Below are 15,595 nucleotides of genomic sequence, written 5' to 3' on the forward strand. Positions count from 1 at the left end.
CCCGCACCGGACCACTGGGAACCCAGTCGGCCCCCACCCGTGAAGTATGGCCTGTGACCAGCGACTTGATGCTTCCTTGACGCCTTTCTCGAGGAGCGGTGTGAAGGGGTGGGACATGGCTCACCCGTGACATGACGTCGGACGACCGCCGTCCTGCTGTCCCGCGCCACCGGGGGGCCACGTCAGGGTGGTCGCAGGATGGTCCCTGGTGGGTGAGAGGGCGGCAAAGCAGCGGTGTCCGCTCGTCCACTGGTCCGTGACGGTGAGGGCGACGTCGGCGGTGATCCTTTGGAGCGCCGGTCGTCCGAGCCGCGCCCAGGGAAAAGCTGGACCGCCCTGGCCGTGCACGTTCTCGAACCGGGCGGTGCACTGCTCCTCCACGTCATGGGGGTCGACCTCGACGACGAGGCACCCGGTGGGGACGATCAGGTCGCCGCAGCGACGCAGCAGGCCACGTGGGTCGCCTCCGATGCCGATGTTGCCGTCGATGAGCAGCACCGTCCGCCAGCTTCTCTCGGCCGGCAGCCGCTCGAAGACCGACCGGTGCAGTGCGAGCCCGCCCAGGGCGGTGGTCAGGGCGACCGCACGAGGTGTGATGTCGACACCGAGGGCGAAGACTCCCTGGCGCAGGAGCGCTCTGCACATGCGGCCCGGCCCGCAGCCGATGTCGAGAACCGGGCCCGCGCAGCGTTCCAGCACGGTCCTGTCGGCCCCCGTGGGCTGTTCGTGCCAGCGGTGGACCGGCACCCGGATGCGGCGCCCGTCGTCCAGCCGCAGGTAGACCGGTTCCCGGCCGGGCCGCAGGGCGAGGGCGTAGGGGTCCTCCTCGGCGTCGTACAGCTCCTCCTCGTCGGTTGTCACGCGACTGTTCCGTGTCCGGCCGGGAGTCGGCCCTCGTCGTCGCCGGGCCGGTGCGTACGGCGCAGTCGGACGGCCAGGGCGACCGCGGAGGCCGCGAAGAGCACGCCGGTGATCGCCGGCCGCCGGCCGGGGGAGACGCCGTCGGACAGACCGGTTCCACCGGGGTAGGGCGCCGCCAGACGGAGGAGGAGCGGGAACCAGACCAGCAGGAGCGGACCGGACAGGAACGCGGGAACCCGCGGGTGGTTGATCCACCGCACCACCGGTCTGTCGGCGGCGTCGGCTCGGTGCCGCAGTACGGAGAGGGCCGACAGGTCGGCCAGCGAGTACAGGGGCAGCGGGATGAGGCCGTGGAGGACGGCCGCGCCGGCGAACCAGATCGCCACCGCCCGGGGCTGGACGGCGAACAACCGCACCATGGCGTAGCCGGTCAGGACGAGCAGGTGCAGAGGTCCTGAGCCGTACCAGCGGACGAATCGTGTCATGGCCACGTCCTGAAGGTGAGCCGATGGACCCACTCGGTGTTGTTCACGCCTGGCTGCTGGGACATCGCCAGGAGCTGCTCGCGGGTGAGGATCCACGGCGCTCCGCGTCCGTGCACCTCCAGCCGCCGGGCAGGTCCGGCGAGGGCGGGGGTGATGCCGGCCTTCGCCGCCGCCTTGTTGATCCGGAAGGCGTTCGGGCCGCTGCCGGGGTCGCGGGTGTGCGGCGCGAGCAGCACGGCGGCGCGCAGCCGCCCGCCGATGCTCTGCCCTGCGGTCGCGACCCGGAGCAGCAGTGATCCCGCACTCATCATGCCGCGTGCGCCGCGGCGGGTCATCGTCGGCAGCGCGGGGGCGGCCGCCACCAGGCCGTCGGGGTCGGGCGGTTCGGGCACGGTGCGGGCGAGGTCGGTGCGCAGTTCGGTCCGCAGGCTGCGCGAGCGCAGGGTCCGCGTCAACCGGCCGAGTCTCAGGCACACGTGGACGGCGAAGGCGGCGATGAACACCCAGGCGCCGTAGAGGTGCAGACGGTAGAACGGGCCCGGGAAGACGTAGTACAGCTCGATGTTGAGGATGCCGGTGACGAACTCGAAGATGACGCCGCCGACCAGCATCAGCAGGGACAGCCGCTGCAGGCCGTGGGCGACGGAGCGGGCCGGCAGCCATGCGAACAGCTTCGGGATCACCGACCACAGCTTGGCAAGCGGCACCGGGACGAGGACCACGCCCAAGGTCACGTGCACGCTCTGGAGCAGCCGGTAGGGCCAGGAGGGATGTGTGGGCGAGGCGAAGAGGCAGAAGCCCAGGACGCCCTTGTCGGGGGTCTCGTCGTTGAGGGTGCTCAGGTCGGAATTGCAGGCGGCGCAGGAGAGCATTCCGGTGATGAACAGCACCGGAACACCCATCAGTAGGACCAGGCCGAACACCGAGGTCAGCCAGGGTCCGCGGATCGGGCCGCGCCGGAATCCGGGGCGGAACGGCCCCGGAGGCGGCGGCAGCCGGCCGACACGCTGTGCCGTCGCACGAGCCCGGGCACGACCCGCGGCCACGCCGGCGACCGTGGCGACACGTACGCGCTTCAGCCGCTTCAGCCGCTTCAGCTCCGACCTCTCGTCCGGTCTCCTTCGCCGCGGCCCATCGGCCGGGGCCGGACCCGACGGCCGTCCGCCACCTGTCATCGGCCGTCGCCTCCAGTCTTCGAGCCGCATGCGCAAAGGGACGGCCCTGAATGCCGTGACCCGTGCCGGAACAGACAGGACACCTACAAGCTGGCACAGCTCAGGCGGGCTGTCCGGGCCCGGGGTGCCAACGGGTGTCCGTCTCCAGCCGAACGGCGGAACCACCGCCTCGCTGACCTCCGGGCACCCGCGACTCGTGGCCGGGCAGCGGCTCGGAGACGTCGTCGGCTTGAGGGAGATCCCGGAGGGGATCCCGGTCCGCTTCTCCCCTACCTGAGTGGCAGTGCGGTCGCCGGTGTCCGTGGCGGCGCGTCACCCCGAGGAGCAGACCGGGCGTGTGGACCACGACGTGCCGCCTGCGCCCGTTGATCAGCTTTCCGCCGTCGAAGCGACGGCTGTCGGAGCCGACGGCCACGTCCGCCTTGACGGACCGCGAGTCGACCGCGCCGGCCGTGTGCTCCGTGTCGCGCCCCTCCCTCGCGCGGATTCCTGCGCGCGGACGGTCACGGCACTCCTTGACGGGCCAATGGTCGCGCCGGCGGCGGAAGAACGCGTGGACACGGTCCCACGGCGGGCAGTCGGCGGGCATCGCCGGCCGCTTGATGCCGTTGTCGACGAGATGGCCGATCACGTCCTCGACCGGTAGCAGTAACACTTGCAAAGGCCCTCGGAGCTCTGCGGGCCCACGACACGCACACGCTCGAGGCCCTCGCCGACCCCAACGTCCCCGACGTTCGCCTGCGGGTTGAACCGGACGACGACGGTGGGCAGTTGCCCGAAGACACCCCCGGCCAGAGGCACGATGAGGAGGACTCCGCGCGTGTGAGCGAGCGAGCGGCTGGAGTGCTGCGGCTCCTGGGGGAACGCGATCCGGCCGTCGTCGCCCAGTTCGTCAGGTTGGCGGTCATCGACTCCGGGGGCACCTGCTGGCGGCGCGGCATCGAAGCCGCCACGCGGTGGCGGCTCGAGACCGGCGGCCCCGAACTGCGGGTGCCCTACACCTTTGTCACACCCGCATACTGGCAGGGGATCGGCAACCACCCCTTGGGAGTACGGGCCGCAGATGAGCGCCGCTCCTGTGCCGCGGGAACGCTGCAGCCGGAGCGTGTGGCCGGACTCCGGGCGCTGGGCGTGGTGTGGCCGGTGCACGACACCGCGTGGGAAGAGGGCCTGATCGTGGCCCGCGCATACGCGGCCGCGTCCGGCTGGATGCCGCTCCCGCCGACCTCCGCAGTGTGGAAGGGCTGCCCGATCGGGACATGGGTCGAGAACCAGCGCGCCGCCGCCCGCAAGGCACGGGAGAACACCGAACGACGCGCAGCGGGTGAGACCGTCTTCTACGCCGGGGAACTGCCACAGGACCGGCTGGGGGCCTGTACGCGATCGATCCAGGGTGTGCCCCTCCTGGGACGTCGGCCGGCAACGCTGCTTTTGTGCCTCGCCCATGCCGACGTGAAGGCCGGCGGGACACTGTCGGCGCCCGCAGACCAGGTCATCGTCCAGGGCGAGGAGCTGGGAGCCTGGGCAGCCGCGCAGCGGCACGGTTGGGACAGACTCCTCCCCGCCCAGCAATGGCTGCCGAGCAACGCACTTGGAGTGGAGCCGGCGGCCGGGGAAAAGCGGTCCGCGGGCCGCTCCCGGAGCACCGCGTGGGCGCGGAACATCGCTGCCGCCCGGCAGTTCGGTCCCGCCAGGGGTATCTGACCGTGCCCCGCACGCACATCGAGGACGTCGAGGGCGACCCCGTGAAACCGGGCGCGTTCATCAGCAACGTCCGCCGCCGCGCCACGAGGCTGAGTGCCCAGCGACGCGCCCACCTCGACGAACTCGGGATGAAGTGGTGGCCGGATTCAGCATCCAGGGGTGATCCATGAGCCGCCGCGCAATCCCCACCGCGGCGGCGGGCGGCGAGGCGGGGGAACTCTCGCCACCGGGCAGCGATCTGTGCCCAGGAACCCCCGGAAGAGCTCGCCCACGTCGGCCCGGCCAAAGCCCCCTGCCGGCCTCTTCCTTGACGTGCGCGTCCAGGACCGCGTCCTGGGCTCCCTGGCGACGGCCTGGTTCACGGGGCGCGTGACTCCTCGTCCGCAGCGTGCACGGCGCCCCCGGCGCCGACACGGATATCAAACAGCGGTGAGCGTGATGCGCGACGATTGTTGCATTTACTGCAACTCGAAGTCACTATCACGCCGATGGATGGCGCGCGCCGCAACTGATCACCCCTGGACAGGCGTTGACGCTCGCCCTCGACGCTCGCCCCGATTCCTCACCCATCCCCTTCGCCTCGCCGGGCTTTGATGCCTGCATTCGGGTGGACTGCACGCCGCAAATACCTGCCGAACGGCCGCACCCTCACAAAGAACTCGTAACGTCAGCGGAAATGACGGTGGTTCGGACTCCGGCACCGTCGGCACCGCCGTGGTCTTTTCGGTGTCGACCACCTGCCCGGGATCAGCCACATCCTTGATCCTTCACTATTTATGCGAGATGTGAAAAAATGAAACGCAGGCGATTGTGGGCGGGGATCGGCGGTGCGGCGGCGATTGCGGCCGGGGTGATCACCTGGGCGGTTCAGTCCCACTCCGCAACAGCACCTGAATCCGAGTCCAATTTGGTGACCAAACGGACTCAGGATGCCAATACGCTTTTCCAGGCCGCCCTGCTGCAGGAGAAGTACCAGGACCTCCAAGGTGCAGCCAGAACCTATCAGCGGGTGCTGGAGCTCGAACCCAACAACAAGCTGGCCTGGTACAACCTGGGCGTCCTCGCGCAACGGGACGGCAGGACGGCCGTGGCTCGTGACGCCTACGACAAGGCGCTGAAGATCGACCCGAAGTACGCCTCGGCCCTCTACAACGAGGCGGTCCTGCTGAAGGCGAGCGACACCGACCACGCCGTCAGACTCCTGAAGCGCGCCATCGCCGCCAGTCCCCGGGCCGCCACGGCCCACCTCCAGCTGGGCTGGATCCTGACGCAGAAGAAGCACGACGACGAGGCCGAGGACGAGTTCCGCAGCGCCGTCGCGGCCGACCCCTCGCTGTACTCCCAGGTCCCGGAACAGTTCCAGGACGACGTAACCCCCACTCCGACTTCGAGTCAGGCAGGTACCAACGGATGACATCGACCGCGACGCCCAGGTTCTCCGTCTTCACCCCCAGCCACCAGCCCCGCTTCCTCGACGAGTGCCTCAAGTCCCTTCAGGCGCAGACCTGTGCGGACTGGGAGTGGATCGTCGTGCTCAACAACGGCGCCCGGTGGCGACCCGAACGGCACGACGAACGGGTCCGGATCGAGATCGCGGACAGCATCCGCGGCGTCGGGGCGGCGAAGCGCAGGGCCTGCGAACTCGCGCGCGGTGAGATCCTCGTCGAACTCGACCACGACGACCTCCTGGCGAAGGCATGCCTTGCGGAACTGGCCAAGGCGTTCGACGCGCATCCCGAGGCCGTCCTCGTGTACAGCAACACCGCGCAGATCACCGAGGACGGCAAGCGGGACGAGAGCCGCTTCAACGAGGCGCACGGCTGGAAGTACGAGGATGTCCGCGTCGACGGCCGCAAGCTGCTCCAGTCGCTCGCCATGGACCCGACGCCGCACAACGTCTCCTACATCTGGTACGCGCCGAACCACGTGCGGGCATTCCGTAAGGAGAGCTACGAGAAGGCCGGCGGGTACGACGCCACGCGTACGGTGCTGGACGACCAGGACCTGATGTGCCGGCTGTTCCACCTCGGCGACTTCCACCGCATCCCCCGCTGTCTGTACCTGCAGCGGATGCACCCCGCGAACACCCAGCGCGACCCGGAGATCAACGCACACATCCAGCGCGAGACGGTCGCCCTGTACGACAAGTACATCGAGGCCAACGCGCTGGCCTGGACGCACCGGCGTGAACTGCTCGCACTGGACCTCGGCGCGGCGCACCGCAAGCCGCCCGGCTACCTCGGCGTGGACCAGTACCCCGGTGAGGGCGTTGACATCGTCGCGACCCTGCCCGGAAAACTCGACCTTCCCGACAACTCGGTCGGTCTGCTGCGGGCGGTGGACTTCCTCGAGCACGTGCCGGCGAAAGTGCCGCTGATCAACGAGCTGTACCGGCTGCTGGCACCCGGCGGCATGCTCCTCACCATGACGCCCAGCTCCGACGGCCGCGGCGCGTACCAGGACCCGACCCACCTCGCTTACTACAACGAGAACTCGTTCTGGTACTACACGGACAACCAGTACCGCGCCTTCGTGCCCGAGATCGAGGCCAGGTTCCAGTCGTCACGTCTGGTCACCTACTTCCCCACCGAGTGGCACTCCCGGAACAACATCTCCTATGTCGTCGCCAACCTCATCGCGATGAAGGACGGCGCCGAGCGGTGCGGAGGACCGCTGCTGGTCTGACGCCGGTGCACGCGAAAAGGCGCCCTGCGGACCGTCAGGTCCGCAGGGCGCCTTTCCTTTCTCTCCGTCCGGGAGTCGCTCGGCAATCAGGCCGGCGGCCGTGGGCCGTTACTGCGCGTCGCTTCGGCCGGAGCGGCGAAGGGGTGCTCGGCGAGGGCCGCGGCCGGCTGGTCGTCCCATCGCGCGAGGCCGGCGAGTGCGCAACGGGCCCGGTCGCCGTGGCCCAAGACCCCGAACGCCGGGCGGGCCGCACGGCGCGGAACGCCTCCGAGCCGACGGGCGGAGCCGTTCCGGGGCGAGGCCCGCGAGGCGGAAGGTCTCCCGCGCCAGGCCGTACCACGTGGTGCGGCCGTCCGCCGTGCCGTGGTGGATGCCCGCAGGCGTCCGCCCGGCCAGGGCCGCACGGCCGAGCGCGGCCAGCTGCCGGGCGAGCGCGCGGGACCAGGTGGGCCGGCCGTGCTGGTCGGCCACCACGTCCGCCAGCTTGCTGCGCCCGTAGGCGTTGACAGGACCTGCCGGCGCGTCCTCGGAGCAGGACTCACGGCTGTCGTCCGGGAACACGTGGTCGGTGGAGACGTGCAGCAGGAGCGCACCGCTGTCCGCACAGGCCAGCGCCAGGTGGCGGACAGCGGTGCCGTTCACGGCCGTGGCCGCCGCCCCGGACCGCTCGGCGCCGTCGACGTCCGTCCAGGCGGCACAGCCGACGACCACACGATGGCCCCTGACGAGCGCGCGGACGGCGGTCGGGTCGGTGATGTTCAGCTCGGCACGACCCGCATCAGTCACCACGGCGTCCGGACGGGCGGCGAGTCCGGCCGGCCTGTCCTGCCCGTCCGCGGGCGCCGGTCACCAGCCATCCGGTGCTCACCGCGGCCCCGCGCTCTCCTTGAGCGGCGCCCACCAGGAGCGGTTTTCGCGGTACCAGGAGACCGTGGCGGCCAGGCCCGCGGCGAAGTCCACTTGCGGCTCGTACCCGAGCTCTTCGCGGATCTTGCCGTCGTCCAGCGAGTAGCGCAGGTCGTGGCCCTTCCGGTCGGCCACCTGCTCGACCCGGTCCCAGCCCGCGCCGACCGCGTCCAGCAACAGACCGGTGAGCTTGTGGTTGCTCAGCTCGGTCCCGCCGCCGATGTGATAGACGTCCCCGGCCCTGCCGCCCTGCAGGACCAGGTCGATGCCCCGGCAGTGGTCGGATACGTGCAGCCAGTCGCGGATGTTGCGGCCGTCGCCGTACAGAGGGACCTGCTTCCCGTCGAGCAGGTTGGTGATGAAGAGCGGGATGACCTTCTCGGGGAACTGGTAGGGCCCGTAGTTGTTGGTGCACCGGGTGACGACGACGTCCAGGCCGTGGGTCCGGTGGTAGGCGAGCGCCAGCATGTCGGAGCCGGCCTTCGACGCGGAGTACGGGGAGTTCGGCGCGAGCGGCCACGTCTCGGGCCAGGAGCCCTCGCCGATGGAGCCGTACACCTCGTCGGTGGAGACGTGGACGAAGCGGCCGACGCGGTGTCGGTGGGCCGCGTCCAGGAGCACCTGGGTGCCCACCACGTTCGTACGGACGAACGGGCCCGCACCGTGGATGGACCGGTCCACATGCGACTCGGCGGCGAAATGGACCACCGCGTCCTGGGCCGCCATCACCTGGTCGACCACGTCCGGGTCACAGATGTCGCCCTGGAAAAACGTGAAACCCGGGTGCCCCGCCACGGGAGCCAGGTTGGCCTCGACCCCTGAGTACGTGAGTTTGTCGAGGACGGTGATCCGTGTCCCCGGCTCGGACTTCAGCCGTCGGCGGACGTACTCCGAACCGATGAATCCGGCGCCGCCGGTCACGAGAATGCGCATGGCTGTCTGTCTTTCTCGCCGTCCGGAGTGCGGCGCGTTCCTGGCAAGCCGGACCGGCTGAGGTCGGTGTCGTAGGACTCGGCGTCGAGCGCGGGGCGGCGCCGGAAACGGGGGCGGAACGCGCCGGCGCCCCGAGGCCGAAGCCTTGGGGCACCGAAGCTCGTCCGAACCGGGGTGGGCGGTGGTACGCGTGTACCACCGCTCACCTTGCGGTGGTCACGGACTGCAGATCACGTACGCCGTGAGCGTCGAGCCGTCGTTGCTGGTGGCCTGCCATCCCGTGGCGGGGGAGCCACCGATCGGGGCACTCTGGCTCGCGGCGGAGGTGGCCGTGGCGTCCTGATATCCACCGCCGAGAGCCGACTGGCCGACAGGGCAGGTGGCGGTCGACTGTGCTCCCTGGGCTCCGGTCACGACGGTGGTGCTGACCGCTCCCTGGGCGCCTTGCGTACCCTGAGGGCCCTGCGAACCGGTGGCACCGGTGCCACCCTGCGGGCCCGTGGGGCCAGTGGCACCCGTGGTGCCGGTGGCACCCTGAGAACCCTGCGGGCCGGTGGCGCCGGTCAGGCCGGTCGCACCCGTGGCACCCTGCGCGCCGGTGGGGCCAGTCGCACCCGTGGCACCCGTGGCGCCCGTGGTGCCCTGGAAGCCCTGCGGACCCTGGACACCCGGGTCGCCCTGCGAGCCCTGAGGACCAGTGGCCCCGGTCTCACCCTGGAAGCCCTGGAAGCCCTGGAAGCCCTGGGAACCCTGCGAGCCCTGCGAACCCTGCGAGCCCTGAGGACCAGTGTCCCCCGTCGCACCCTGGAAGCCCTGGAAGCCCTGCGTACCCTGGAAGCCCTGGGAACCCTGGACACCCGTGTCACCCTGCGGGCCCTGAGGACCAATGTCCCCCGTCGCACCCTGGAAGCCCTGGAAGCCCTGGAAGCCCTGCGAACCCTGGACACCCGTGGCACCCTGCGAGCCCTGAGGGCCGGTGGCCCCGGTCAGACCGGTCGACCCCGTGGCACCCTGCGGGCCCATGGGACCAGTCGCACCCGTGGCACCGGTGGCTCCCGTGTCACCCTGCGAGCCCTGAGGACCAGTGGCCCCGGTCAGGCCGGTCGACCCCGTGGCACCCTGCGAGCCCTGAGGGCCGGTGGCCCCGGTCAGACCGGTCGACCCTGTGACACCCTGCGGGCCCATGGGACCAGTCGCACCCGTGGCACCGGTGGCTCCCGTGTCACCCTGCGAACCCTGAGGACCAGTGGCCCCGTTGTTGCCCTGGAAGCCCTGCGGACCCTGGACACCCGTGTCACCCTGCGAGCCCTGAGGGCCAGTGTCCCCGGTGTTGCCCTGGAAGCCCTGGAAGCCCTGGGAACCCTGGGAACCCTGGGAACCAGTAGCCCCGGTGTCGCCCTGGAAACCCTGGAAGCCCTGGGAACCCTGGGAACCCTGGGAACCAGTAGCCCCGGTGTCGCCCTGGAAGCCCTGCGAACCCTGGGAACCCTGCGAACCAGTAGCCCCGGTGTCGCCCTGGAAGCCCTGCGAACCCTGAGAGCCCTGCGAACCCTGAGAACCAGTGGCCCCGGTGTTGCCCTGCGAGCCCTGAGAGCCCTGCGAACCCTGAGGACCAGTGGCCCCGGTGCTGCCCTGGACACCCTGCGAGCCCTGGACACCCTGTGGGCCCTGCGGGCCCTGCGGGCCCCTGTCGCCACGCTGCCCTTGCGGCCCACGGTCATGATCCTGGGAGCTCGTGCCCGACTTCAGCTGCCCCTTGCCGTGGTCGGCGCTCACGGCACCGTTCGGGCCGGGCAGCCCCGCACTGCTGCTCGTGCCGGACCGATGGATCGCATCGGTGATGGCCGCGGCGCTCGGAGCAATATTGAGCACGACGGCAAGCGCGCCCACCGAAACCAGGGTTGCGGATTTCACGCGCGAACTTCGCATTGTTCTGCGGCTCACTGAGAACCTTCCTCGCGAAACTTGGGAAATGGCCACGCCGTATACGCGTGCATCGAGCGCGCTCACCAAACGGCGGCCATCGACAGCGCCATTGTTCACTTCGGGCGATGAAGTAAACAGGAATGAGACCCCGACATAGCCCAACATCACCCGGGTGGCCGCAACGAGTCGAATTAGTTCAAGGCGTCATAAATTCCGACTCGATGCGCCCCGTTGGCCGCGGGACTTCCGCGATACACCCTGCCGACCTCGAACGAAGTCGGCACGCCCGGGTGTCGTCGGGCCAGGCACCGCCGGCGACAGGACGAGTGGACCGGCCCCGAACTCCCGCTGCGGCACGTACCCTTCCAAACCCTGAGCGGCGACGGCGGAACTGACCTCCAGCGCCATGAAGACGTGGCCCCGGACGTTCCGGGAGGCACGCGTAGCGGTACGTGGTGCCGTCCAGCCGGACCGCTCCCATTTCCCGGAGCGGGGGAAACCAATACGGATGTCTACCACGACCTCCAGTACGGCGCCGCCGACGCATGTCACATCCTTGGCCCGTCCCAGCGGAACAACGCGTAGCGAATATCGCGGCGATAACCGCAGGCGGTGAGCACCGCAGGCGTGTCGACCCAGGTCCCTTCAACCCCCACCGGTCACACGAAAACAACGTCCTGCCGTGCAACCTTTCCCACCACACTCACCAACCGCGCCTTCGGGACACCCGCCGCGCGACTTCGGTCAGGAGAGGGGATGCCGTCAGACAGAACCCACGGCCCGGTGCGCGGCATGTGGACCGGTGCGCAGCATCTTCTCGCCGCGCGGTCCGGTGTCCCCGCTGCCTCGTGGGGATACCACGAGATACCGGGATTCCTCCAGCAGACCCAGCAGGTAATCGCCGTATCCGCTCGCGAGCAGCGGCCGGGCCAGCTCCCGGAGCCGGCCGTCGTCGATCAGTCCGGCCCGCCAGGCCGCCTCCTCGACACAGCCGACCTTGAAGCCCTGGCGCTGCTCGATCACCCGGACGAACTCCGACGCCTCGACCATGGAGGAGAAGGTCCCCGTGTCCAGCCAGGCGGTGCCCCGGTCGAGCCGGGTGACGCTCAGTTCCCCGGACTCCAGATAGACACGGTTGAGGTCGGTGATCTCCAACTCGCCCCTGGCGCTGGGCCTGAGGCCGTGCGCGAACTCCACCCCCCGGCTGTCGTAGAAATACAGGCCGGGCACGGCGTACCGCGACTTCGGGCGGGCCGGTTTCTCCTCGAGGGACAGTACCCGTCCCTCCTCGTCGAACTCCACGACACCGTAGGCCGAGGGGTTGGCGACCTGGTAGGCGAAGACTCTTCCGCCTTTCAGGTCGCCGTAGCAGGACAGCTGTGTGCCCAGTCCGGTGCCGTGGAAGATGTTGTCGCCCAGGATCAGCGCAACCGGCTCGCCGCCGATGAAGTCAGCCCCGAGGACGAGGGCATGGGCGATTCCCTTCGGGCGCTCCTGTGCCACGTATTCCAGCCGCAGGCCCAGCTGGCCGCCGTCGCCGAGCAACCGGCGGAACTGATCCTGATCTTGCGGGGTGGTGACGATCAGGATCTCCCGAATGCCCGCCATCAGCAGTGTGGAGAGCGGGTAGTAGACCATCGGTTTGTCGAAGACCGGCAGGAGTTGTTTGGACACCGAGCGGGTCAACGGCCACAGTCTCGAGCCGGTGCCTCCGGCCAGCAGAATTCCGCGCACGGCATCACCATAGGCGAACTGCCCGCAGATGCACCTTTTCTGCCACGCGTGGCGCACCGGCCGATGTCTTCGGCGACACGAGCGGGGCCCTTTCGCGGCTGCTGTCACGGCGGCCGGCCGAGGCGAAGATCCTCGAACCGGAAGTCTCCGCCCACCCGGACGCGGCGAACGCGGCGGCACCGCCACCGAGGAAGGACACCCCCGTCCGGGAACCGAGGGGCGCCGGCCACCGAGAGCACGCCCAGCACCAGACCGCGGACCCACTCGGCCCGGACAAGTGGTGGCCCCCACCCGGCGCGACTGCGGCACTCGCTTGATCCACCCAGGCAGCCCCGTGCTCTCAACAGGTGATGATTCCGATATATGACTTATCGCAAGACTGTGCTGGTAATGATCGGCTATGTCCGAGTGTGCAACCTCTGCTCGGCAGAGCTCCCCTAGGCGAACCGCCGGGTCGGCGTCGCACACCCTCAGAGAATGGAGACACGCGAATGAAGTACGGTTCGAGAGCCCTGTTCGCGGTGACCGGAGTGGTCGCCGCCGGGGCACTCTTCGCCTCGCCCGCGGTCGCCCAGAACGCCACTCACGCGGCGGCTGGAGCCAAGTACTCCACTCCCGGAGTCTCGTCCGGGAAGTCGGCGAACCAGAGCGGCCTCAAGAAGGGGCCGGTCGGTACACGCTGCCGCGAGGACGAGCGTGGCTTCGACACCGACATCGTGACCCTCGGAACCTTCGCGAACACCGAGTTCCGCCTGGCGACGAACGGCAAGGGGAAGGCTTTCCTCAACGACAGCCGCACCCCTGGGGTATGGGCGGACATCGATGCCGTCGCCAACGCCCCGAAGTGCGTGATCGACGCCTCCGTGTCCGTCACCGACAGCAGTGCGCCCAACCCCAACAAGCTCTTCCTCAATGTGGAAACCGACAAGGGGGCGATCTACGAGGCCGTATGCAACATCACCGCGACTCCGTTCAGCGCGTCGAACCTGGGAGCCAGCTGCGGCGCAGGCTTCACTGAACTTCCGGGGACCCCGCTGCCATAACACACCCGTGCCGACCCCGGTTCTTCCGCCCCGGGGTCGGCACACACGATCTGCACGATCTTGGACACGGCGCCCGTGACGCTGTCCCGTCACAGGGAGTCGAGGCCGTTGCGGCAACGCGCCACGTACCATTCTGCGGGCCCTGCTTCACCGACGATCGCGGCTCCGGTGGGAGCCCGGCAGAAGTGGGCGACCTGTTCAGCCATGGCAGGGAACGCCACATTGTTTCAGGCCGAGGGAATCCTGACGGCACCGGAGTGACATGCGCCGAACGTCGCCAGGGGCGGAGCATGCCTGCAGTCGACCCTTCTGCGGGCGCCGCCAGAATTCCAACCGCCCTGTGAGGGCACCATGGCAGCTCAATGGCCGTCATCTGCGAAGTGATCAAGACTGCAGAACGGCGTCTACGCGCCGCGCCCCGAGATCTGACCGAAGCGGCTCACCAGCCGCTCGTACCGACGAAAAGATCCCCCTACAGAGATCTTTTCCGGAAACCCGATACGACTTTTCGCTTCACTCTATTTTATTCTCCCTGTCATATGGCTTTCAGACAGGCCGGCCGCCGGGTCTTCAGCGGTATGCGACACCAGAGAGCGCAACCAATGGGGTTCCTCGGATGTACAGGCAGGCGCCACGAAGTCTGTACCATGGCGTGTCGTGAGGATTGCCCTGGAGTCACCCCGCACACACGCGGTGGAAATGTCGTATCTGCAGTATGTCCTTGAAGGGGACCGGGTCGAGAGAAGGAGGCTGGAGAAGGAATATCCGAATCTCTCCGCCGGCATTGCCGCGCTAGGACTGAAAGCGGTGGACGAGGTCGCGCTCCCCGCCGCTCGGCAAAACGCAGACGTCCGCAAAGAGAAGAGCATCCTAAATTCGCGTCAGATTCTCACCACGCGGAAGCGCGTACCCCCTCGGATGTTTACTCGGTTGCAGACTCGAATGCTGGCCCTCCTGGTGCTGCGCCTTATCAGTTCGAAACACACTGCCATTGGTTCCTCTCGTAGAGAAGAACGACTATTCGACAGAGCCCAACGCGCTCAGAGGCTTCGAGACCTGGCCGGAAAGTGATTGCCGGTGCGGGACACGCCACCTCTGGATCCGTCATCTTGGGCTCGGACAGGTTTTGGGATGACCTGTCCCAGGCGGGCCCGGCTTCGAAACGGTCGCGGGCCGTGGACCCGGCGGTGGACCGGGTGTCGTCACTCCGCCTCGCCGGGTTGCCCGCCCGCGTGATGACCGGTCAGGTGATCGCGGGGTTGGTCCCGTCAGGCAGCTCGCAGGCCTCGCCTGCGTAAGGGCGCGAGACGATGTGTCCGCCGGCGGCCGTGCAGTCGTTCCGGGAGATGTCGGGAGACGAGGCGGCCGCGGCGCCGACAGCGCCTACGGCGCTCGCGCCGGCGAGGGTCGCCGCGGCCAGGGCGAGGCCCAGGATCCTTCGTACGCGCATGACGTCCTCCTCCTCTCAGGCGCCTGCGTCCGGCCTTCGCGAAGGAGCGGGTCTGACGACGGCGCCCTGCTCATCCAGCATGGACGCTGCGCCTGAGGCACGCGAGGCGAGGCGCAGGGCTCCCGAGCGGCATGCGGCCGTGCCACCAACGCCTCTAACGCGGTTCGTGGGCCGCCGCCCGGCAGGCACCGGTCGCGGCGCCGCCCGCCACTCCGGCCCCGGTCAGCCCGGTGACGCAGCCCTGCAGGTCTCCGGCCACGCCACGGCCGCAGGCCGCCGTGACCGAGTCGGAAGCGCCGGCGCCGGCCAGTTCGGCCATCCGCGTGCAGGTGGGGATGTCCGCCCGGGCCGCGGGAGCGGCGAGGACCGCACCGCCGAGGGTGAGGGTCAGGCCGGTGAGGGCACCGGCGATACGGGTCGACGTGCGCATGGGAACGCACCTGCCTTCCGGGCTGGTCGCGCGGTCCTGGTCGCGGCGGACCGGATCCACGCGGTGAGGCCGCCCGGCGACGCTCGGACCGCCGGGCCGAGGACGCACTCGGGCCTCCACCCGCGGGGCCCTCACTCCAGCGTCGCATCCCCTCCCCCGCCCGTCCTGCGCACCCGGGACGCTGCGCCGGGTCACCGCGGCCGTGCGAAAGACGCTGCCGCGGGTGTCGTGTGTCCGTGGTGCGGCGTACGCTGGCGCGTTGC

Annotated in this window: 16 protein-coding genes; 6 read left to right on the top strand and 10 right to left on the bottom strand. The window is 69.4% G+C overall.

Annotation, left to right across the window (positions count from 1 at the left end):
- Nucleotides 1-120 precede the first annotated feature (120 nt).
- The 4 genes from ACFXI4_RS33990 to ACFXI4_RS34005 form a co-directional block, all read right to left on the bottom strand.
- Nucleotides 121-861 carry a class I SAM-dependent methyltransferase gene (locus ACFXI4_RS33990; RefSeq protein WP_384998241.1) on the bottom strand — a complete coding sequence of 247 codons (741 nt, stop codon included), beginning with the start codon at nucleotides 859-861 and terminating at the stop codon, nucleotides 121-123.
- On the bottom strand, nucleotides 858-1,346 hold the full coding sequence (locus tag ACFXI4_RS33995; protein ID WP_384998244.1) for a hypothetical protein: 489 nt from the start codon (nucleotides 1,344-1,346) through the stop codon (nucleotides 858-860). The genes ACFXI4_RS33990 and ACFXI4_RS33995 overlap by 4 nt, the downstream gene beginning before the upstream one ends.
- Entirely contained in the window at nucleotides 1,343-2,392 is a 1,050-nt protein-coding gene (locus ACFXI4_RS34000) for a hypothetical protein (RefSeq protein WP_384998247.1), read from the bottom strand. The genes ACFXI4_RS33995 and ACFXI4_RS34000 overlap by 4 nt, the downstream gene beginning before the upstream one ends.
- A gap of 229 nt (nucleotides 2,393-2,621) precedes the next feature.
- On the bottom strand, nucleotides 2,622-3,176 hold the full coding sequence (locus ACFXI4_RS34005) for a hypothetical protein (protein WP_384998250.1): 555 nt from the start codon (nucleotides 3,174-3,176) through the stop codon (nucleotides 2,622-2,624).
- Between the two features lie 167 nt (nucleotides 3,177-3,343).
- Between ACFXI4_RS34005 and ACFXI4_RS34010 the strand changes: the two genes are divergently transcribed.
- From ACFXI4_RS34010 to ACFXI4_RS34025, 4 genes are all read left to right on the top strand, one after another.
- Complete coding sequence (locus tag ACFXI4_RS34010) at nucleotides 3,344-4,225, top strand: helicase associated domain-containing protein (RefSeq protein WP_384998253.1); 882 nt, start codon at nucleotides 3,344-3,346, stop codon at nucleotides 4,223-4,225.
- 2 nt (nucleotides 4,226-4,227) lie between these two features.
- A complete protein-coding gene (locus ACFXI4_RS34015; protein ID WP_384998256.1) occupies nucleotides 4,228-4,395 on the top strand; it encodes a hypothetical protein in 168 nt (55 codons plus the stop codon).
- A 740-nt stretch (nucleotides 4,396-5,135) separates the two neighbouring features.
- Nucleotides 5,136-5,639, top strand: a complete 504-nt coding sequence (locus tag ACFXI4_RS34020; protein WP_384998259.1) for a tetratricopeptide repeat protein — start codon at nucleotides 5,136-5,138, stop codon at nucleotides 5,637-5,639.
- Nucleotides 5,636-6,910 carry a glycosyltransferase gene (locus ACFXI4_RS34025; RefSeq protein ID WP_384998262.1) on the top strand — a complete coding sequence of 425 codons (1,275 nt, stop codon included), beginning with the start codon at nucleotides 5,636-5,638 and terminating at the stop codon, nucleotides 6,908-6,910. The genes ACFXI4_RS34020 and ACFXI4_RS34025 overlap by 4 nt, the downstream gene beginning before the upstream one ends.
- Nucleotides 6,911-7,018: 108 nt before the next feature.
- Here the strand turns inward: ACFXI4_RS34025 and ACFXI4_RS34030 are convergent, their stop codons facing one another.
- The 3 genes from ACFXI4_RS34030 to ACFXI4_RS34040 form a co-directional block, all read right to left on the bottom strand.
- The gene (locus ACFXI4_RS34030) at nucleotides 7,019-7,696 is read right to left on the bottom strand and encodes an SDR family oxidoreductase (RefSeq protein ID WP_384998265.1); all 678 of its coding nucleotides are present in this window, start codon (nucleotides 7,694-7,696) and stop codon (nucleotides 7,019-7,021) included.
- Between the two features lie 78 nt (nucleotides 7,697-7,774).
- Entirely contained in the window at nucleotides 7,775-8,749 is a 975-nt protein-coding gene (gene rfbB / locus ACFXI4_RS34035; RefSeq protein WP_384998268.1) for a dTDP-glucose 4,6-dehydratase, read from the bottom strand.
- A gap of 216 nt (nucleotides 8,750-8,965) precedes the next feature.
- Nucleotides 8,966-9,772, bottom strand: a complete 807-nt coding sequence (locus ACFXI4_RS34040; RefSeq protein WP_384998271.1) for a hypothetical protein — start codon at nucleotides 9,770-9,772, stop codon at nucleotides 8,966-8,968.
- Between the two features lie 712 nt (nucleotides 9,773-10,484).
- Between ACFXI4_RS34040 and ACFXI4_RS34045 the strand changes: the two genes are divergently transcribed.
- Nucleotides 10,485-10,832 (top strand): hypothetical protein, encoded by a 348-nt coding sequence (locus ACFXI4_RS34045; protein WP_384998273.1) that lies wholly within the window; start codon nucleotides 10,485-10,487, stop codon nucleotides 10,830-10,832.
- Nucleotides 10,833-11,437: 605 nt separating this feature from the next.
- Here ACFXI4_RS34045 and rfbA read toward each other — a convergent pair.
- A complete protein-coding gene (rfbA, locus tag ACFXI4_RS34050) occupies nucleotides 11,438-12,409 on the bottom strand; it encodes a glucose-1-phosphate thymidylyltransferase RfbA (protein WP_384998276.1) in 972 nt (323 codons plus the stop codon).
- Between the two features lie 491 nt (nucleotides 12,410-12,900).
- Between rfbA and ACFXI4_RS34055 the strand changes: the two genes are divergently transcribed.
- Nucleotides 12,901-13,452 (top strand): hypothetical protein, encoded by a 552-nt coding sequence (locus ACFXI4_RS34055; protein WP_384998279.1) that lies wholly within the window; start codon nucleotides 12,901-12,903, stop codon nucleotides 13,450-13,452.
- Nucleotides 13,453-14,695: 1,243 nt separating this feature from the next.
- On the opposite strand, the gene ACFXI4_RS34060 is transcribed toward ACFXI4_RS34055, so the two are convergent.
- A complete protein-coding gene (locus ACFXI4_RS34060; protein WP_384998281.1) occupies nucleotides 14,696-14,902 on the bottom strand; it encodes a hypothetical protein in 207 nt (68 codons plus the stop codon).
- A 154-nt stretch (nucleotides 14,903-15,056) separates the two neighbouring features.
- The gene (locus ACFXI4_RS34065) at nucleotides 15,057-15,332 is read right to left on the bottom strand and encodes a hypothetical protein (RefSeq protein ID WP_384998284.1); all 276 of its coding nucleotides are present in this window, start codon (nucleotides 15,330-15,332) and stop codon (nucleotides 15,057-15,059) included.
- Between the last annotated feature and the right edge of the window lie 263 nt (nucleotides 15,333-15,595).

The sequence above is a fragment of the Streptomyces sp. NPDC059224 genome (assembly GCF_042754285.1).
GTDB lineage: Bacteria > Actinomycetota > Actinomycetes > Streptomycetales > Streptomycetaceae > Streptomyces.